The organism is Flavobacterium enshiense, assembly GCF_040750275.1.
Classification (GTDB): Bacteria; Bacteroidota; Bacteroidia; order Flavobacteriales; family Flavobacteriaceae; genus Flavobacterium; species Flavobacterium enshiense_B.
The window spans coordinates 71,321-91,317 of sequence record NZ_JBDOCV010000002.1; the positions used below are offsets into that span (position 1 = coordinate 71,321).

General features: G+C 36.0%; 17 protein-coding genes. 7 read left to right on the forward strand and 10 right to left on the reverse strand.

What is annotated here, in order from left to right; translation table 11 throughout:
- Complete coding sequence (locus tag ABGT15_RS03045; protein ID WP_367229944.1) at positions 1-1,035, forward strand: AMP-binding protein; 1,035 nt, start codon at positions 1-3, stop codon at positions 1,033-1,035.
- A 94-nt stretch (positions 1,036-1,129) separates the two neighbouring features.
- Here ABGT15_RS03045 and ABGT15_RS03050 read toward each other — a convergent pair whose 3' ends face one another.
- From ABGT15_RS03050 to ABGT15_RS03065, 4 genes are all read right to left on the reverse strand, one after another.
- Complete coding sequence (locus ABGT15_RS03050) at positions 1,130-1,552, reverse strand: DoxX family protein (protein WP_367229945.1); 423 nt, start codon at positions 1,550-1,552, stop codon at positions 1,130-1,132.
- Between the two features lie 99 nt (positions 1,553-1,651).
- Positions 1,652-3,268 carry a M1 family metallopeptidase gene (locus ABGT15_RS03055; protein ID WP_367229946.1) on the reverse strand — a complete coding sequence of 539 codons (1,617 nt, stop codon included), beginning with the start codon at positions 3,266-3,268 and terminating at the stop codon, positions 1,652-1,654.
- Positions 3,269-3,647: 379 nt separating this feature from the next.
- Positions 3,648-3,851, reverse strand: coding sequence for a hypothetical protein (locus ABGT15_RS03060; RefSeq protein WP_367229947.1), 204 nt, complete (start codon positions 3,849-3,851; stop codon positions 3,648-3,650).
- A 76-nt stretch (positions 3,852-3,927) separates the two neighbouring features.
- Positions 3,928-5,571 (reverse strand): acyl-CoA carboxylase subunit beta, encoded by a 1,644-nt coding sequence (locus ABGT15_RS03065; RefSeq protein ID WP_367229948.1) that lies wholly within the window; start codon positions 5,569-5,571, stop codon positions 3,928-3,930.
- A 183-nt stretch (positions 5,572-5,754) separates the two neighbouring features.
- Between ABGT15_RS03065 and ABGT15_RS03070 the strand changes: the two genes are divergently transcribed.
- On the forward strand, positions 5,755-6,399 hold the full coding sequence (locus ABGT15_RS03070) for a DUF47 domain-containing protein (protein ID WP_367229949.1): 645 nt from the start codon (positions 5,755-5,757) through the stop codon (positions 6,397-6,399).
- A gap of 11 nt (positions 6,400-6,410) precedes the next feature.
- Positions 6,411-7,853, forward strand: coding sequence for an inorganic phosphate transporter (locus ABGT15_RS03075; protein ID WP_367229950.1), 1,443 nt, complete (start codon positions 6,411-6,413; stop codon positions 7,851-7,853).
- A 68-nt stretch (positions 7,854-7,921) separates the two neighbouring features.
- Here the strand turns inward: ABGT15_RS03075 and ABGT15_RS03080 are convergent, their stop codons facing one another.
- Entirely contained in the window at positions 7,922-9,133 is a 1,212-nt protein-coding gene (locus tag ABGT15_RS03080) for an outer membrane beta-barrel protein (RefSeq protein ID WP_367229951.1), read from the reverse strand.
- Positions 9,134-9,194: 61 nt separating this feature from the next.
- A protein-coding gene (gene prfB, locus ABGT15_RS03085; RefSeq protein WP_367229952.1) for a peptide chain release factor 2 occupies positions 9,195-10,290 on the reverse strand; the annotation gives its coding sequence in 2 pieces (ribosomal slippage) (positions 9,195-10,226 and positions 10,228-10,290; 1,095 coding nt in all).
- Between the two features lie 48 nt (positions 10,291-10,338).
- On the opposite strand from prfB, the gene ABGT15_RS03090 reads away from it, so the two are divergent.
- On the forward strand, positions 10,339-11,364 hold the full coding sequence (locus ABGT15_RS03090; RefSeq protein WP_367229953.1) for a threonine aldolase family protein: 1,026 nt from the start codon (positions 10,339-10,341) through the stop codon (positions 11,362-11,364).
- Positions 11,365-11,537: 173 nt separating this feature from the next.
- On the opposite strand, the gene ABGT15_RS03095 is transcribed toward ABGT15_RS03090, so the two are convergent.
- Positions 11,538-13,238, reverse strand: coding sequence for an RluA family pseudouridine synthase (locus ABGT15_RS03095; protein ID WP_367229954.1), 1,701 nt, complete (start codon positions 13,236-13,238; stop codon positions 11,538-11,540).
- 224 nt (positions 13,239-13,462) lie between these two features.
- On the opposite strand from ABGT15_RS03095, the gene ABGT15_RS03100 reads away from it, so the two are divergent.
- On the forward strand, positions 13,463-14,218 hold the full coding sequence (locus ABGT15_RS03100; RefSeq protein WP_367229955.1) for a T9SS type A sorting domain-containing protein: 756 nt from the start codon (positions 13,463-13,465) through the stop codon (positions 14,216-14,218).
- A 54-nt stretch (positions 14,219-14,272) separates the two neighbouring features.
- On the opposite strand, the gene ABGT15_RS03105 is transcribed toward ABGT15_RS03100, so the two are convergent.
- On the reverse strand, positions 14,273-14,596 hold the full coding sequence (locus tag ABGT15_RS03105; RefSeq protein WP_367229956.1) for a YbaB/EbfC family nucleoid-associated protein: 324 nt from the start codon (positions 14,594-14,596) through the stop codon (positions 14,273-14,275).
- Positions 14,597-14,740: 144 nt separating this feature from the next.
- On the opposite strand from ABGT15_RS03105, the gene ABGT15_RS03110 reads away from it, so the two are divergent.
- Complete coding sequence (locus tag ABGT15_RS03110; protein WP_367229957.1) at positions 14,741-16,801, forward strand: S9 family peptidase; 2,061 nt, start codon at positions 14,741-14,743, stop codon at positions 16,799-16,801.
- A gap of 81 nt (positions 16,802-16,882) precedes the next feature.
- Positions 16,883-17,923, forward strand: coding sequence for a PLP-dependent cysteine synthase family protein (locus ABGT15_RS03115; protein WP_367229958.1), 1,041 nt, complete (start codon positions 16,883-16,885; stop codon positions 17,921-17,923).
- A gap of 116 nt (positions 17,924-18,039) precedes the next feature.
- Here ABGT15_RS03115 and ABGT15_RS03120 read toward each other — a convergent pair whose 3' ends face one another.
- A complete protein-coding gene (locus tag ABGT15_RS03120; RefSeq protein ID WP_367229959.1) occupies positions 18,040-18,750 on the reverse strand; it encodes a YebC/PmpR family DNA-binding transcriptional regulator in 711 nt (236 codons plus the stop codon).
- Positions 18,751-18,866: 116 nt separating this feature from the next.
- The gene (gene gcvT / locus ABGT15_RS03125; RefSeq protein WP_367229960.1) at positions 18,867-19,949 is read right to left on the reverse strand and encodes a glycine cleavage system aminomethyltransferase GcvT; all 1,083 of its coding nucleotides are present in this window, start codon (positions 19,947-19,949) and stop codon (positions 18,867-18,869) included.
- Between the last annotated feature and the right edge of the window lie 48 nt (positions 19,950-19,997).

The following is a 19,997-nucleotide window of genomic DNA, read 5'->3' on the forward strand; positions in this document are numbered from 1 at the left end:
ATGAAATCGTATGAAATAATCCATCCCGCTTTCACATTAAACGGAATTTATTACGATAAAAATGCTTTATGTGCGTTGGCAACCTCTTTTTTAAATTCTGAAGAAGAGCATGAAAGGAATTTTGGTCAGTTTGTTTTGCAATGGTTTGATGAAAAAGATTTTATCGAATTGACCACTTCAGGAACTACCGGAAAACCAAAGCTAATTCAATTGAAAAAAGAAGCTATGGTAAATTCAGCATTAGCTACCGCGACATTCTTCGATTTGAAAGTTGGCTGCACGGCATTGCACTGTATGTCAACACAATACATTGCCGGAAAGATGATGCTGGTTCGGGCCTTAATCTGCGGATGGCAATTAGATGTGGTTAAACCGGTTTCCAATCCGCTTGACGGAAATTCTAAAAATTATGATTTTGCTGCGATGGTTCCTCTGCAAGTTGAAAAATCAATGGATGAATTGTATCGCACTAAAAAACTAATTATTGGCGGTGCAAAACTAAATCCGATTATAGCTGAAAAACTTAAAGGCATCCCTTCAGAATTTTACGAAACATACGGTATGACGGAAACGATAACCCACATCGCCGCGAAGAAAATTCAGGAGAATGTATTCAAAGCATTGCCAAATGTTGTTTTTTCTGTAGATGAAAGAAGTTGTTTGGTTATAAACGCGCCGTCAGTATCCGATGAAAAACTTATTACGAATGATATTGTTGGTTTGATCAGTGAACATGAATTCATCTGGAAAGGCCGTTTTGATAATGTAATTAACAGCGGAGGTGTAAAATTGTTTCCGGAACAAATAGAGGAGAAGCTGATTGGAAAAATTAACAGTCGTTTTTTTGTAATTGGTCAACCGGATGAATTGCTTGGAGAAAAACTGATTCTTGTTGTGGAAGGAGAGTCTTTTGAAATTGAAAATTCGGTTTTTGATTCTTTAGGAAAATTTGAAAAACCAAAAGAGATTGTTTTCATTGCTAAATTTACGGAAACCGAAACCGGCAAAATTAAAAGAAAGGCTTCTTTAAAATAAAAGAACCACAAAGCCGCTTTTATTGTTCACATCGCCCCAATGACGAAGGTTAGCCTGCTTTGTGGTAGAGTATTATGTAAAAAAGTTGTTCTCTTTATTGCTGCATTTTAAAATAATAATCTGCAGAGTGTTTGCCGCTTCCGTAAAACAGGAAGAAGATACAAATGATAAGTGTTAACGATGCCAAAATAAAATTCTGCGTATTGAAAACACCTATGAAATTTACCAAAACAGCACCCATAAGTATAGGCAACTGTGCTACAATAGACCATCGCGTAAGCAACCCAAAAGCAATCATTAGTCCACCCATCATGTGTGCTGCTGCGATATAGTGTATCAGTAGCATTTCACCGCCAAAATTACCTGCCTGACTCATAATTTCATGTAGGTACTGCCTGTTAGTGATAAATGAAATTCCTTTAACGATTAGGAAAACCCCAAGTGCAATTCGCAACAAATCCAGTGGGTAACTGGTATGTGCGTTAGCCCATTTGTTTAAGTTTTTTACAGTATCCATAGCCTTGTCGATTTGATTTGACTCTAAATTACTTATAACTAATAATTTATGGTAATTTTTTCGTTGAATCGATTCCTAATCTCGACAAAGTGAATTTTGTTATACCTTAGATGTTTTAAAGTACATTTTTTTCGTGTTAAAGTCTATTTTGTCAATCGAAGTTTTACCTGGAAGCTTTTGCCATTCGTTAGTAGCATTGATGCGTAAAATTTTACCATCAACAGTATATTCAACAGGCATAGCAAAGTTTTTTACATCGGTTTTCCAGCGTACCTCAATGTTTTTCTTATGTTGACGATACTCTAAAACAGGTACATCTTTATAACGAAGGTACTGATCAAAAACTGGAGTAAGATTCAAACCACTTTCTTTATTGAAAAAATCTACAACGGTTTGGGTTTCGATAATTTTATGACGGTACGTTTCCGAGTATTTCAGCATTAACTTCCACCATTTAGCATCATCGTTTATAATATGTCTCATGGTGTTCAGCATTAAGGAACCTTTATCATACATATCGCCGGAACCTTCATGATTAACACCATAATGACCAATGATAGGTTTATCATTAGACACATTCATCTTCTGTCCGTTGATGTATTGGATGGCTTTATCGTAACCTAAAGTACATTCCACGAAAACGGCTTCTGAATAAGTAGTGAAGCTTTCATGTATCCACATGTCGGCTATGTCTTTGGCAGTTACACTGTTACCGAACCACTCATGACCAGTTTCGTGAATGGTGATATAATCGAAAGTCATTCCGATTCCTGTATAACTTCGGTCCATACCCAGATATCCTTTCAGGTATTTATTTCCGTACGCAACAGCGCTCTGGTGCTCCATGCCTAAGTACGAGGTTTCCACCAATTTATAACCGTCTTCTTTAAAAGGGTAGATGCCGAATTTAGACTGGAAACAATCCATCATCGGTTTTACTTCTTCGAAATGTTTGCGGGCTTTGGTTTCGTTGGCTCTTAAAACGTAATAATCCAGATCTAAGCCTTTATGATTGTCGTGGATATGTACGTAGTCCGCAATATTTACGGTAATGTCGTAAGTGTTTATTGGGCTTTTTACTTCCCAGTCCCAGCGAGTGTAACCGTTTTTCAAATCTTCACTTCCCAGAAAACGACCGTTGGATACATTCATTAAACCATTTGGAACCGCCACTTTAACTGAAGCGCCAAAATCGGGTTCATCACTTTGCCCGTCTTTTACCGGATACCATAAACTTGCTCCGGTTCCCTGTACAGCCACACCAATCCACGGTTTGTTTTGCGTGTCAGTTGTGAAAACGAATCCACCATCCCATGGTGCGCGTCTGGCCACAATTGGTTTGCCGGAATAATAAAAACGCAATTTACCTTCATTTCCGGGCTGCATCATCGAAGGTAAATCAATGAAAACAGCATGATGTTCTCTTTTGTATTGCAATTGTTTTTTATTGAAAACAATACTGTCAACTTTCATGTTGTCGAACAGGTCTATCTGAATTTTTTTAGTAGGCTCTGCTATTTTGAAAGTGATATCGTTATAACCGACTATTGTTCTTTCCTCGGGATTAATTTTGATATTCAGATCGTAACGTTGTACATCAAAACTGGTTCGTTCGTGTGGCAAGCCTCCTTGTAGGGAATCTTTACGTGTAAATTGCTGCGCTGAAACCGACTGTACGCCTAAAAAAATCAGAGTTGTGAATAAGATGTTCTTCATGATTGTTTATAAATGAAAAATCTGCTATATAAGATATGTAGCAGATTTGAATGTTTTGTTACTTTAATATGTTATTATTCACAACTGAATTTATCGATTTCATTTGAAAAAGCATTGAAAATTATTGGGTTTATATATTTAAAATCAATGAGATAGATTCCTTTATTATTTATTGTGATTGATGCTCCATTGAATGGTTTTTCATAATTTTTTAAAAATAGACTAAAGAAAAAATCTGAAATATCTTTTTTCCAAAAAGAGTCTTCTGGTGTAGATACGTTTCTTATAAACAATGTTGATTTATTAATTTTAGTTACTTTGTCACTATGACTTATTTTTAGGTACATTTTGTTTCCGATGGAGGTATGCACTGTTTCTCTTACATATTTATATTCTTTTCATTTTTGGCATAATAAAAATTTAAGGTTTTTAAATCTTCTAAATCGACTAGCCATTTTTCTTTTAAAAATATTTTCAGTTTTATCAGTTGTTCTGCAGTTAAACACCCTGGCATTACTTTGTCATAAGTTTTGGGATAGGCATCTTTTAAGGTTGCATCTTTTGTGTCAACATAATTTTTCACGTTAACTTCAGATTGTCCGAACACTGAAGTATGCATGAAGATTGATATAAGTATAAGTAAGTATTTCATATGGAACTTAAACTTGAATAACTCCCAAATTAAAAGGTTTCTCAATAGGAGCGTGGTTCGCCGCCTCAATCCCCATAGAAATCCATTTTCTGGTATCTAGCGGATCGATAATAGCATCCGTCCATAATCTTGATGCTGCGTAATAGGGAGAAACTTGTTCGTCGTAACGCGATTTGATTTTGTTGAACAATTCTGCTTCTATTTCAGGAGTGATTTCTTCTCCGCGGGCTCTCATGGAAGATTCTTCAATCTGTAATAATACTTTTGCAGCCTGTGCGCCACCCATTACGGCTAATTCGGCACTTGGCCAAGCGAAAATTAATCGAGGATCATATGCTTTTCCGCACATCGCATAATTTCCGGCACCATAAGAATTTCCAACAACAACCGTGAATTTCGGAACTACAGAATTGGAAACCGCATTCACCATTTTTGCTCCGTCTTTAATAATGCCACCGTGTTCTGATTTTGAACCTACCATGAAACCGGTAACATCGTGAACGAATACTAAAGGAATTTTTTTCTGGTTACAATTGGCAATAAAACGAGTCGCTTTATCCGCGGAATCCGAATAAATTACCCCACCAAACTGCATTTCGCTCGGTTTGGTTTTTGCGCCGGTGGTTTTTACAATTTTACGTTGATTCGCCACAATTCCCACAGCCCAACCATCAATTCGGGCATAAGCGGTAATAATGGATTGTCCGTAACCGGCTTTGTATTCATCCACTTCAGAATTGTCTACTAAACGTTTGATGATTTCCATCATATCGTATTGTTCCGCTCTTGATTTTGGCAAGATTCCGAAGATTTCATTTTCGTCAAGCGCAGGTTTTTCAGCTTTGATTCTGTTAAAACCGGCTTTGTCATAATCACCAATTTTTCCAACGATGTTTCGGATGGTATCCAACGCATCTTTATCGTCTTTGGCCTTATAATCGGTAACACCTGAAATTTCACAGTGTGTTGTTGCGCCTCCAAGTGTTTCATTGTCAATAGTTTCGCCGATAGCAGCTTTCACCAAATAACTTCCGGCAAGGAAAATACTTCCGGTTTTGTCTACGATAAGCGCTTCGTCACTCATAATCGGTAAGTAAGCACCTCCGGCAACACAACTTCCCATAACGGCTGCAATTTGGGTGATTCCCATACTGCTCATAATGGCGTTGTTTCTGAAAATACGTCCGAAATGTTCTTTATCCGGGAAAATTTCATCTTGTAAAGGCAAATAAACGCCGGCTGAATCCACTAAATAGATAATTGGCAATTTGTTTTCCATCGCGATTTCCTGAGCGCGAAGGTTTTTCTTTGCGGTAATAGGGAACCAGGCTCCGGCTTTTACAGTTGCGTCATTAGCAACGACAACACATTGTTTTCCATTAATATAACCAACTTTAACAACCACACCACCCGATGGACAGCCTCCGTGTTCTTTGTACATTCCGTCTCCGACAAAAGCACCGATTTCGATGTTTTTGGCACCTTTATCTAATAAATATTCGATACGTTCACGAGCTGTCATTTTGCCTTCTCCGTGAAGTTTGGCGATTCGTTTTTCACCGCCGCCCAGCTTTACTTTGGCTAAACGTTGTTTTAAATCGGAAAGTAAAAGTTTGTTATGATCTTCGTTTTTGTTGAAGTTTAAGTCCATGGCAGTATTGTTATTTAGCTGAAAGGTTTTAATTTCGGTTCGCTAAAATACAAAACCTTTTGATACTTCAAAAAAATGAAATTGAAGGTTTTTTGAAATGTATTTATTAAAATTGAATTGTTGTTAACTTAACATTAACTTAACATTGCAAAGATACTTTTGCACCGAATAAATAACCATACTATGTCATTAAACAGTATTTTCCAATTTTTTGTACCGAAAGATAAAAAGTTCTTTCCATTGTTCGAACAGGCATCTGCAGATTTGATTGCATTAGCAGAAACACTGCATGAAGCTGTAAATGCTCCAAAAGGAGAGAGAGAAAGCTACTACAGAAGAATCGAAGAGCTTGAAGCCAACATCGAAGAAATTACACATAAAACAAATCTTGAATTGAGCAGAAACTTCATCACGCCTTTTGACCGTGAAGATATCCATGCTTTAATTACTGCTATTGACGATGTAGCAAACAATATTCACGGTGCATCAAGCAGAATGCGTTTGTATCAGGTGGAAAAAATTACAAAGTCCATCAGAAAATTAACGGAAATAAACTTAGAGGCTTGTCAGCATATTAAAAACGGTGTGGACGAACTTAAAGATATGAAAAACATGAAAAATATCATGGATGCCGTTAAACGTATCAATAAGCTTGAAAGCAAATCAGATTCAGTTTTTGATAAAGCGGTAGCCGATATTTTCGAAAACGAAACCGACGCAAAAAATATTATTAAATATAAAGAGGTGTTGTCATCATTGGAAACAGCAACAGACAAATGTAAAGTTGTGGCAAAAACACTAGAGGCTGTTGCCGTTAAACACTCTTAAATTAATAATAAATGGATTTTACGGTATTAATAATAATTATAGTCATTGCCTTATTGTTTGATTTGGTAAATGGCTTCCACGATGCTGCTAACTCAATTGCCACAGTAGTATCGACTAAAGTTCTTACTCCGGGTCAAGCCGTTATTTGGGCTGCATTTTTTAATGTTGTAGCCTTTTGGGTATTCGACATGAGTGTGGGTAACACTGTAGCTAAAACGGTAGATAACGGTGCAATTGACCTTTGGGTTATTCTGGCAGGACTTTTAGCTGCAACGATCTGGAATTTACTTACTTGGTGGTTAGGAATTCCTTCTTCATCTTCTCATACTTTGATTGGAGGATTTGCTGGAGCAGCGATTGCTCACGCTGGTTTTGATGTAGTAAACAGTTCGGAAATTTATAAAGTAATCGGTTTTATCTTTTTAGCGCCTATAATTGGTGGTGTTATAGCCTATATTTTTACATTGATAACCATTATAAGGAATGGCTTCAAAAAGGTTGGAGTGATGGTCTTGATTACTTTAGCAGTTCTGTATTTAATGCAATATATGGTTGAATACATGGATGTTAAGCCGATCATGATGTGGATTGTTGCAGTGATGATGGGAATAATGATTTTAACTTACATATGGTATTTCGCTGTTCACGGTAAGACTCAAACGGCTATGAAAGAATCCAATATGTATAAAAAATTGCAATTGCTTTCATCTGCGGCTTTCTCTTTAGGTCATGGTGGTGCCGATTCACAAAAAGTAATGGGTATTATCTGTGCTGCTTGTATGGTTTTCGCTAATATAAGCAGAGAGGAAGGTAAAGAAAAAAGTATTCCTGAATTCTTAACGGTTTCCGAAGTTATGCAAATCGAATTTACGTCACCGGAAGGGAAAAAAGAAAAATTCAAACCGGAGCATGCCAATGGAGATAAATTATACGTTTATGCAAAAGGTGATGGAATTTATGATGCTGATTCAAAAGAGTTAATTTTTGATGATAAAAAAATTAATCCTTCGTATACAGACGCTGCTCAGTTTTCGGATTATGTTGAAAACGGAAAACTTAAAGAGGGGCATAAAATTAAAACAAAAGTACACTCGGATTCGATGCCATGGTGGATTGCCTTTTCCTGTTATCTGATGATTGGTTTGGGAACTTTGATGGGAGGATGGAAAATTGTAAAGACAATGGGAACCAAGATTACCAAAGTTACACCACTTGAAGGAGTTTGTGCTGAAACAGCCGGTGCATTAACCTTATTCACGGTTTCTAATATGGGTATTCCGGTTTCGACTACTCACACCATTACAGGTTCAATTATTGGAGTAGGAGCAACGAAGCGATTGAGTGCAGTTCGATGGGGAGTAACCATCAGCTTGTTATGGGCTTGGATTTTAACGATTCCAGTATCTGCTCTTATCGCTAGTCTTATTTATTATATAATGAAGCTATTTGTTTAAAATATTTATTCATGAATAAAAAAATCCCGATGCGAAACACATCGGGATTTTTTTATGGTCTTATCTGATTAAAATAAGCGATAACCTAATTTTATTGAGGTTTGACTAATATAAAAATCTTCCTCGTTACCAGGCTGTGTTATATCAGTTTTGCTGAAATATCTTAATTCAGCTGAATATCTTTTGAACTGATAGCCAATACCAAGTGAAAAATTTGTTGTCGAATGTGTTTCATCTATTGCAGGTCTGTCTCGATCAAAGTCAATTTTTGTTTTGCTTACATTGATGTTTACAGATGCATTGGCAAAAACTTTATTGTTTTCATTAATAGGGAAGTACTTTCTTATACCAAGCGGTAATCGTATTAAAAATACTTCTGAACTAATAGTATAATTAGGATTAATAAATACTGGTTTGTAAATATTAATTACATCTTTTTTTGAAATATAGCTGGGGTCAAAAATAACAGACCATGTTTTATTGTGAAACGGAAAAACAACTTCGGCTTCAAATCCAAAAGTAATAGTATTTTTATTTTCAAGATCGTAATTACCTCTAATGTTTCCGGAAGCTAAGTTATAGTTACCACCAATGCTGTTTCCTAAAACATTAATTTTTAAGTGAGTTTCAAATTTCTCACGATTTGCAACAACAGTTTCTTTAGTAGTTCCTGATTTACAGTTATTTGTTTCGGTAAAATAGTCAACTAAATCGTCATCATTATATTTCAACTTTTCGATTTTAGTTCTATCTTCATTTGTACATTTAAAGTTCATGAATAATTGTCTTTTAAATCCTTCATTTAAAGCAACATCATTATCTTTGGTTGCATAACGTTTAAAAACCAACTGCTCTGTTTTATTATTGTATGTGTAAAAAAACTTATTTGTATTTTCAGACTCATAATAGTATAAGTTGGAATTACCTTCTACTAACACCTTTAAGAAAACGGTTTCTTCTTTAAATACAGGCTCTGCAATCGTAGTCAGGTTGTAACTGTTTTGAGATGATTGATCAATAAAAACGGTTTCTTTTATGAATTTTGATTTATCAATAATTGCAAATTCTTTTACATTTGCGATTGAGTTATGCTGTTCCTGAGCATCACTTTCAGATAATTTATATTTAAAATCAGTAGGATTGTATTTCCAATCGATGTTTTTAATGAGACATTCGGTTTTGTTCCCTTGATTGTCAATAAAATACCCTTTTTCAAATTTACTTTGTGCATTACTGATGAGGGTAACTGCAAGTGTAAGTGTCGTTAAAATTAATTTCATTTTTTTTTTTAAAATAATTAAGCTTTCAAAAATAATAAAAACTTATATAAAAAAACTTACATTATTCTTCTTTCTGTCCCATCATCATCAGATACGCTTTTAAAAATTCATCCAGATTTCCGTTCATTACACCATCCACATCGCTGGTTTCATAACTTGTACGCACATCTTTAATCAATTTATAAGGATGCATCACATAGTTACGGATTTGTGAACCCCATTCGATCTTCATTTTACCGGCTTCGATATCAGCTCGTTGCTCCATTTGTTTTTTCAGCTCGATTTCGTACAACTGTGAGCGAAGCATTTGCATGGCTCGCGTTCTGTTGTCTTGCTGTGAGCGTGTTTCTGAACATTGAATTTGAATTCCGGTTGGTTTGTGAAACAACTGAACTTTGGTTTCCACCTTATTAACGTTCTGACCGCCGGCACCGCTGGAACGAGAAGTTGTAATTTCAATATCCGCGGGATTAATTTCGATCTCGATAGTATCATCCACTAAAGGATAAACGTAAACCGACGCAAACGATGTATGACGTTTTGCATTACTGTCAAACGGAGAAATACGCACCAATCGGTGTACGCCGTTTTCACCTTTTAAATAACCAAAAGCATAATCGCCTTCAAATTCAAGAGTTACGGTTTTTATTCCGGCAACCTCGCCTTCCTGAAAGTTCAATTCCTTGATTTTGTAGCCTTGCTTTTCACCCCACATCAAATACATTCGCATTAGCATAGAAGCCCAATCGCAACTTTCTGTTCCTCCGGCTCCGGCGGTAATCTGTAAAACAGCGCTCATGTTATCTCCTTCATCGGAAAGCATGTTTTTGAATTCCAGATTCTCGATATGTAAAAGGGTATCGTGGTACTGATTGTCGAGTTCCTCTTCTGTGGCATCACCTTCTTTGAAAAAGTCATGAATAATCTGAAGTTCTTCAGCCATAGTATTACCTTTCTCATAATCTTCCACCCATTTTTTCTTAGAACGTAGGTTTCTGACAATAATTTCGGCTTCTTTGGCGTTGTTCCAAAAGTCGGGAGCAAAGGTTTTTTCTTCCTCGTTAGCTATTTCGATAAGTTTCTTATCGACGTCAAAGATACCTCCTTAACGCACCAAGGCGCTCAATAATATCCTTAATCTGTTCGGTATTTACCATAAAAATTATAATTTTATACCCACAAAAATAGACATTCCTTTTTAGAATATGGAAATAAATTTAGTCAGCGATACAGTTACCAAACCAACCCAGGAAATGTTGCAGTATATGTTTCGTGCCAAAGTTGGTGATGATGTTTACAGACAAGATCCTACAGCTGTGGAACTTGAGGAAACTGTTGCGGATTTGTTCGGAAAAGAAGCGGCTTTATTTTTTCCGTCGGGAACAATGGCAAATCAGACAGCAATTAAATTGCATACCCAGCCGGGTGATCAGTTAATTTGCGACAAATGGGCACACGTTTATTTATATGAAGCAGGTGGAGCATCTTTCAACAGTGGTGTTTCCTGTTCGTTAGTGGATGGAAACCGAGGAATGATTACCTCTTTGCAAGTTGAAGAGCATTTAACCGATCCGGAATTCTATCACAATCCAAAAACTTCTTTGGTTTGCATAGAAAATACTACCAATAAAGGAGGAGGAGCTTGTTATGATATCGAAGAATTAAAAAGAATCAAACAGGTTTGTATTGATAATAACCTGAAATACCATTTGGACGGAGCGCGTTTATGGAACGCTTTGGTAGCGAAACGCCAGCATCCGAAGCAATACGGCGAATTGTTCGATACGATTTCGGTTTGTTTGTCTAAAGGTATGGGGGCTCCAGTCGGATCATTATTATTGGGAGATAAAGAAACAATACACCGGGCATTACGTATCCGTAAAGTTTTTGGTGGCGGAATGCGTCAGATTGGTTATTTGGCCGCTGCCGGATTATATGCTTTGCAACATAATGTGGGAAGACTGGAAGAAGATCATCGCAGAGCCAAAGAACTAGGCGCTTTGTTACAACGATTATATTGGGTGGATAAAGTAGAACCGATTGAAACTAACATCCTGATTTTCTCCGTGAAACCACAATTTGATGAAAGCCTTTTGATGGAAAAATTGAAGCAGAAAAATATTTATATCAGTTCCATGGGAAGAGGGAAATTACGAATTGTAACACATTTGGATTACAAACAAGTGATGCATGATTATGTGATGGAAGCGTTACAGAAACTAGAACTATAATTTTTTGTAACCTCAGATTCGCAGATTTTTTCTTGTAAAGTTTTTAGTTACTTAAAAAAGTAATAGTTTTTTAGAATAATAATATTGCCGTATACTCACCAGATTAATTTTTTTAAATTAAAATCTGCGAATCTGCGGTTAATCTTTTTATATAAGTAAAAGAAGATTAAGTATTAAAATTCCGGTGCTACTTCAAAAGTTACAATTTCTCTGGTTATCGGATGTTTGAATTCGATCCATTCCGCATGAAGATGAAGTCTGTCAGCTTTCGTTCCATATAAATCATCGCCTACTATCGGACAATTCAATCCTAAAGAATGCGAAGCGTGAACGCGTAACTGATGGGTTCGTCCCGTAATCGGCCAAAAATGAATTTTGGTTTGATTGTCTTTTTGAGCAACAACTCTCCATTGCGTTTTTGCCGGTTTGCCATGTTCGTAACATACTAATTGACGGGGACGGTCTTCTAAATCTACACGTAACGGTAAATCGATTTCGCCTTCATCTGAAGAAACTAATCCGTTGAGTAAAGCTACATAACGCTTTTTTACAGTTCTTTTTATGAATTGACTTTGAAGAGATTTATGTACATCTTTATCTTTAGCAATCAGCATTAATCCCGAAGTTGACATGTCTAAACGATGTACGATTAACGGGCCTGTTGCATTCGGATATTTTAGCCTCATGCGTTCGTAAACCGAATCTTGTATATTGATTCCAGGAACTGATAAAAACTCTGCTGGTTTATTCACAAGGACTAAATAATCGTCTTCGTAAATCGTTTCAAGGCCAACGCCACAGGCGGGATTTATAAGCATAGGGTTTTCATCCACTTCCAGACCTTCGAGCATATGTCCCAAAATCGGCTCACATTTACCGCGGCAGGCAGGGTAGAAGTGTCCATGTTTCCGGATTTCTGATTTTGGCGATTGTCCCCACCAAAATTCAGCGATACAAACAGGCTCAAATTTATGTTGATAGGCGTATTGCAATAATTTTGGAGCAGCACATTCTCCGGCTGCGGCAGGTGGTTTCCCTTGAACAGTATTCTTGAAAATATCGAAAAGGTTCTTGGTCTTTCCGTTGGCATTCAAAAAACTATATTGTTCAAAAAGTTGTTGTTGTAAGGCGTTGGATTTGTTTTTTCGTTCTTCCTTCAGATAGAAAATCTGATTTCGGAAAGCATCAACTTCTTCCTGAATCTGAGCCAATCGTATTTCCCATTGTCTTGTAAAATCTTTAAGAAAATAGGCTTGTTTTAAGCTTTCTTTTTTTAATTCTTCGAGTAAAATTTCAAAAGATTCGGTATCTAAATTATCTGCGACCGCTTTTTCACGAGTAGCTTTTCGTTCTTTTTTGGAAGCCTTGATTTGTTTTTTGTATTCGTTTAATTCGTCGTTGAATTGGTTTGTTTCTTGGGCTAAAAGTTTTTCCAACGCATTGAATTCGGGATTGATTTCGAGCGTTTCAATTTCGACATTTATTTGATTTAGAACTGTTTCTTCTTTCTTGAAAAAACCTTCTTCGGTTAACATGTCAAAAACAGGCGGAACAAATAAGGAATGGTGATTTTGTCCGGCTAATTTACCTGAAAAAGCGGCTAAATACCCAAGTTTATTCTGTTGATTGCGAACTACCAAAACCCCAAACATCTTACCGATGATTAATCCATCCTGATTTTCTTTCAGGCCGAAATTATGTTCCCATTCATTCTGATTGTCAATATGCTGTTGAAGTTCTTTTGCAGCCAATAAAGCCAATGGGTGCGGTTCGTAATAAAAAGGGAAGGTGAATTTTAGCGGTAAATCATACGATGACGTTTCTTCCTTAAAAGGAATAAAGCAATTCGATACTATGTTTTTGAAGTTTTCCATATTTTCTAAGCTGCAAAAATACAAAGCTTTTATGAGGTTGCAATGCGTAATAAAACCAGTTTTGGATATTCTGATGAAAGACTAAAAAAGATGTAAAGATATAGACGTGTTTTTCGATAATCCCACAAAAAGATACTTGTATCCCAGATTATAAAAATGAGAGGCATTTTCTTATTGTTTTTGAATAATGTGATGTTATTTTGCGCAGTATTTAAAATGAAATTATGAATAAAAAATTACTAATTCTTTTGGGGCTAATGCCTTTTATGTCTGCTGCACAAGCTCCTATTTTTAGTTCCGGAATGACAATTGTTGCAGGAGGTGCTTCTGATTCTCCTGTAGGCGAAGATGTTCAGAATATTATAGACGGGAGTGTTAATACCAAATTTTTAGATTTTGACTATTATGACGGTATGGAATTTACAGTTAGCATAGGAACTCCGGCTATTGCAACGAGCATTGAAGTTACAACGGCTAACGATGCAGAAGGAAGAGACCCGATGAATTATGAAATATTAGGATCAAACGACGGATCAGGTTTTACAAGTATTGCCACCGGTAGTATCGCTTGTGATTTTACTCGTTATTTCACCAGAACATTCAGTTTTTCAAATTCAGTGAGTTATACTCATTATCGAGTTTTATTTACGAATCAGTGTTCGTCAGAAAACAGTTTGCAGGTTTCGGAAGTACAATTATTTGGGAATGTGCTGAATGTTGAAGAATCCGCTTTAAATGAAACAGATTTTTCAATTTACCCGAATCCAAGTAAAGGGAATTTTAATGTAAAACAAAATGGAATAAAAAATATAGACCGGGTTGTAATTGTTAATACGGTTGGGGAAATCGTTAAGGAAGTTGTAAATCCTAATCAAGTATCCGATTTCGAAATCAGAACCGAAAACATTGCTTCAGGAATTTATTTTGTGAAAGTTTTTAGTGGTGAATTAAGTAATTTGAGAAAACTTATTCTAAACTAATTTGTTTATTTTTTTAAAATTGGAATGAAAAGGCTGTTGGGTGACAGCCTTTTTCTATTTAAACATATCAAGTCCGGGAATGTTTGGCATGCCATCTTTGGCTACTGCACCTAACTCTGCATCGTTTACATTGGTTGCTTTTTCTATGGCTTTGTTCATAACTAGAACCAGATAGTCTTCCAGTTGTTCTTTATCTTTCAGCAAGCTGTCATCAATAACAATAGATTTTACTTTTCTGTTAGCCGTTAAAGTAACTTTTAAAAGCCCGTCATTACTTTGTTCGTCAATAAGAACAGTGTCCAGTCTTTTTTTTGTGTCTTCAATTTTTTGTTGGGTTTCTTTTAATTTACCCATCATGCCCATAATATCTCCAAACATGTTAATAAAATTAATGGTTAGTACGCTGCAAAATTACTAAATTGCCAAGAGATAAACTCTCCTAAATTAATGAAAAAACAATTTCTTTTAAGTTGTGTTTGCCTTATTTTTGCGAGCGCAAATGCACAAAATAAAGTTTCCGAAATGACAAAAATAATCGCTCCGCCAATTGCGGCTGTAAAAACTAAAAAGCTTGAAAAACATGGAAATGTCCGTACAGATAATTATTATTGGTTAAATGAAAGGGAAAATACGGAAGTAATCGATTATCTGAACAAGGAAAATGAGTATTACAATGCGATGACGGCTCATACCAAACAATTTCAGGCAGATTTGTTTGAGGAAATGAAATCCAGAATCAAAGAAGATGACAGTTCAGTTCCGTATTTATATAACGGTTACTATTATATTACCCGATACGAAAAAGGAAAAGATTACCCAATTTACGCCCGTAAAAAAGGAAGTTTAGAGGCTAAAGAAGAAATCATGTTCGATTGTAACGAAATGGCAAAAGGGCATGCTTATTTTCAGTTGGGCGGTTTAAATGTGAGTGAAGATAACAAGTGGTGTGCTTTTGGTGTGGATATGGTTTCCCGAAGAGAATACACTATTCAGATAAAAAACCTTGAAACTGGTGAAATTTTACCTGTAAAGCTTGAAAAAACCACCGGTGGTTCTACGTGGGCATCCGATAATAAAACGTTGTTTTACACTAGAAAAGATCTGGTAACGTTGCGTTCTGAGAAAATCTATAAACATAAATTAGGCTCTGAAGCTAAAGATGATCAAGTGGTTTTTCATGAGAAAGACGATACATTTTCCGTTTATATTTACAAAGAAAAATCCAAAAAGTATTTGGTAATTGGTTCCAATAGCACCATGACTACGGAATACCAGATTTTGGAAGCAAACAATCCGGATGGTCAATTCAGGGTTTTTCAAAAAAGAACTCGCGGTTTGGAATATAACATTTCTCATTTTGCGGATAGTTTTTATATCGTAACCAATAAAGACAAGGCAATCAACTTTAAAGTGATGAAAACTCCTGAAACTGCCACAGCTAAGGAGAATTGGGTTGATTTAATCCCGCACAGAAAAGAAACTTTAGTAGAAGGAATTGAAATTTTCAAAGACTATTTAGTGGTTGAGGAACGCACCAATGGTTTAAGTAAGATCCGAATTATGCCTTGGAGCGGAAAGGGTGAATACTATTTGCCTTTTGAAATTGAAACGTACACTGCTTATACTACCACAAATGTAGATTTTGATACTGAAGTTTTACGCTACGGTTATCAGTCGATGGCCACTCCGTCTTCGGTTATTGATTTCAACATGAAAACCAAGCAAAAGACCATCATGAAAGAGCAGGAGGTTTTAGGCGGTAAATTTGATAAGAACAATTACACGGAAGAAAGAATTTGGGCAACAGCAGAAGATGGAACCAAAGTACCAATGTCTATTGTTTACAGAAAAGGAATCAAGAAAGATGGAACTAATCCATTTTTATTGTATGCTTATGGTTCTTACGGTTCGTCTATGGATCCTTATTTTTCTTCGATTCGCCTGAGTTTATTAGATCGAGGATTTATTTATGGAATTGCTCACATCCGTGGAGGCGAAGATTTAGGTCGTGAATGGTATGAAAACGGAAAACTGCTTAAAAAGAAAAACACTTTTACCGATTTTATCGATTGTTCCAAGTATGTAATCGAACAGAAATACACTTCTGAAAAACATTTGTATGCAGAAGGTGGTTCCGCAGGAGGTTTATTGATGGGAGCAATTATCAATATGGCACCAAATTTGTATAATGGTGTGATCGCACAGGTTCCGTTTGTGGATGTGGTTACAACTATGTTGGATGATTCCATTCCGCTTACAACCGGAGAATACGATGAGTGGGGAAATCCGAACGAAAAAAAGTATTTTGATTATATGTTGTCCTATTCGCCTTATGACAACGTTGCAAAACAAAAATATCCTAATTTGTTAGTTACTACAGGTTTACATGATTCTCAAGTGCAATATTGGGAACCGGCTAAATGGGTGGCAAAATTAAGAACCATGAAAATCGGAGACAGCCAATTGTTCCTTGATATCAACATGGATACAGGTCATGGCGGGGCTTCCGGACGATTTGAAGCTATCAAAGAGGTAACAAAAGAATATACTTTTTTATTAGATTTAGAAGGAATTAAAAAGTAGATAAAGAATTTTTTATACATTTGCAAGGTTGTGAATATGTCAAAAAATGTTTATATTCACATCTTGAGTAATTTATTTTTTATGAAAGAAGAAATAAAAGCCTATAATAACGTATTGGAATTAATAGGAAATACGCCCCTAATAAAACTGAATACGATAACCGAAGGACTGAAAGGAAATTTCTATGCAAAAGTAGAAGCCTTTAATCCGGGACATTCCACAAAAGACAGAATTGCTCTTTATATCATTGAAGAAGCTGAGAAGAGAGGAATTTTAAAACCTGGTGATACGATTATTGAAACAACTTCAGGTAATACAGGCTTCAGCTTGGCGATGGTTAGTATTATTAAAGGTTATGATTGCGTTTTGGCTGTAAGTTCAAAATCATCTAAAGATAAGATTGATATGTTAAGAGCGATGGGAGCAAAAGTATATGTTTGCCCTGCACACGTTTCTGCGGATGATCCTCGTTCTTATTATAACGTTGCAAAACGTTTGCATGAAGAAATGAAAGGTTCTGTTTATATCAATCAATATTTTAATGATTTGAATGTTGATGCGCATTATAAAACAACAGGCCCTGAAATTTGGGAGCAAACCAATGGAAAAATTACTCACTTTATCGCATGTAGCGGAACAGGAGGTACAATTTCGGGAACTGCCCGTTATTTGAAAGAGAAAAATCCTGGGATTAAAGTTTTAGGGGTTGATGCTTTCGGTTCGGTATTAAAGAAATACCATGAAACAAGAGAATTTGATAATGAAGAAATCTATCCGTACAGAATAGAAGGTTTGGGTAAAAACTTAATTCCAACTGCAACGGATTTTGATTCAATTGATAAATTTACAAAAGTTACTGACGAAGAAAGTGCCCATACAGCAAGAGAAATAGCTAAAAAAGAAGGTTTGTTCGTAGGATATACTTCCGGAGCAGCCATGCAGGCAATCAAGCAATTTGCAGAGGACGGAGAGTTTAATGAAAACAGTAATGTAGTAGTTATTTTTCCAGACCACGGTTCGCGTTATATGAGCAAAGTATTCAGTGATGAATGGATGAATGAGCAAGGGTTTTTTGATAGTGTAAATGCTGAAGAAGCTCAGAAAATAGAATTCATTAAGTAAGACAAAGATATTTAAGATAGAAAAACTCCAGTTAAAGCTGGAGTTTTTTATTGGGTGAAAATAAAAACTCCAAAGTACTACTACTTTGGAGTTTTTTAAATATGTTATTTGAAAACTTATTCCTGCATCGTATGGTACACGTTCATTACATCATCATCTTCCTCGATTTTCTCCAATAATTTTTCTACGTCAGCTACTTGCTCCGGAGTTAATTCTTTGGTAATTTGCGGAATACGTTCGAATCCGGACGATAAGATTTCGATGTTTCTGTTTTCCAGTTCTTTTTGGATGGCACCAAAGCTTTCAAAAGGAGCATACATTAAAATACCGTCTTCATCTGCGAAAATTTCTTCCACACCAAAATCAATCATTTCCAATTCCATTTCTTCTACATCTTGTCCTTCAGCAGGAATACGGAAATTACAAGTATGGTCGAACATGAACTCTACAGAACCTTGAGTTCCCATTGTTCCGTTACATTTATTGAAATAACTTCTGATGTTGGCTACCGTTCGGTTATTGTTGTCTGTTGCGGTTTCGATAAGAATCGCTATTCCGTGAGGAGCATAACCTTCAAACAATACTTCTTTAAAGTTAGCAGTGTCTTTGTCTGAAGCTTTTTTAATCGCTCTTTCAACATTATCTTTAGGCATGTTTGCTGCCTTGGCATTTTGTATTACTGCACGTAAACGCGAGTTGGTTTCAGGATTTGGACCACCTTCTTTTACTGCCATTACAATATCTTTACCGATTTTGGTAAATGTTTTTGCCATAGCGCCCCAACGTTTCATTTTACGGGCTTTTCTAAATTCAAACGCTCTTCCCATTTCTAAGAATGTATTTTGTTTTGTTTTGTATGTTTCTGTTAATGTAGAATGCAAAAATAAAATTATTAATGCATTTTGCCAAAAAAGGAGGTTCTTTCGAGCCTCCTTTTCTTAAATTATTTTTTATAAAATGGTAATTTAACCACTTTTGCTTTCAAATCTTTATTACGGATTCTAATGTAAATTTCGGAATCAGGAGTTGATAAAGCTGTTGGTACATATCCTAAACCGATCGCTTTTCCTAAAGAAGGCGATTGCGTTCCGGACGTTACAATTCCAATTACAGTTCCATCAGCATCAACAATCTCATAATCATGACGCGGAATACCTCTTTCCAACAATTCAAATCCAACTAATTTACGGCCAACACCAGCTTCTTTTTGTGATTTAAGATTCGAGGAATTTGTGAATTCTTTGTCAAATTTTGTAATCCATCCTAAGCCAGCTTCTAACGGAGAAGTAGTATCGTTAATATCGTTTCCGTATAAACAGAATCCCATTTCCAAACGTAAAGTATCACGAGCCGCTAATCCAATAGGTTTGATTCCAAATGCTGCACCGGCTTCAAATACTTTATTCCAGATTGTCTCTGCTTCACCGTTCTTGAAATAAATTTCGAAACCACCTGAACCGGTATAACCTGTAGCTGAAACAATTACATCTTGCACACCTGCAAATTCTCCAATCTGAAAAGAATAATAAGGCATATTAACTAAATCGATGGAAGTTAAAGATTGCATAGCTTCCGCAGCTTTAGGTCCTTGAATTGCCAATAATGAATAATCATCAGAGTTATTAATCATTTCAACACCCAAATCGTTGTGGGAAGAAATCCAGTTCCAGTCTTTTTCAATGTTTGAAGCATTTACCACTAACATATAGTGATTGTCAGCAATTTTATATACGATTAAATCGTCAACAATTCCACCTTCATTGTTTGGTAAACAAGAATATTGCGCTTTTCCGTCTACCAATTTTGATGCGTCATTTGAGGTTACTTTCTGGATTAAAGCCAAAGCATTTTCGCCTTTCAAAAAGAATTCTCCCATGTGGGAAACATCAAAAACACCCACGCCGTTACGAACCGTTTCGTGCTCTAAGTTAACTCCTTCATATTGAACAGGCATATTGTAACCTGCAAACGGAACCATTTTAGCTCCTAAACTTTCGTGAACGTGCGTTAATGCTGTATTTTTCATATTGTGTTGTAAAATTATTTTCGAGCGCTAATGTACCGATTTTTTACG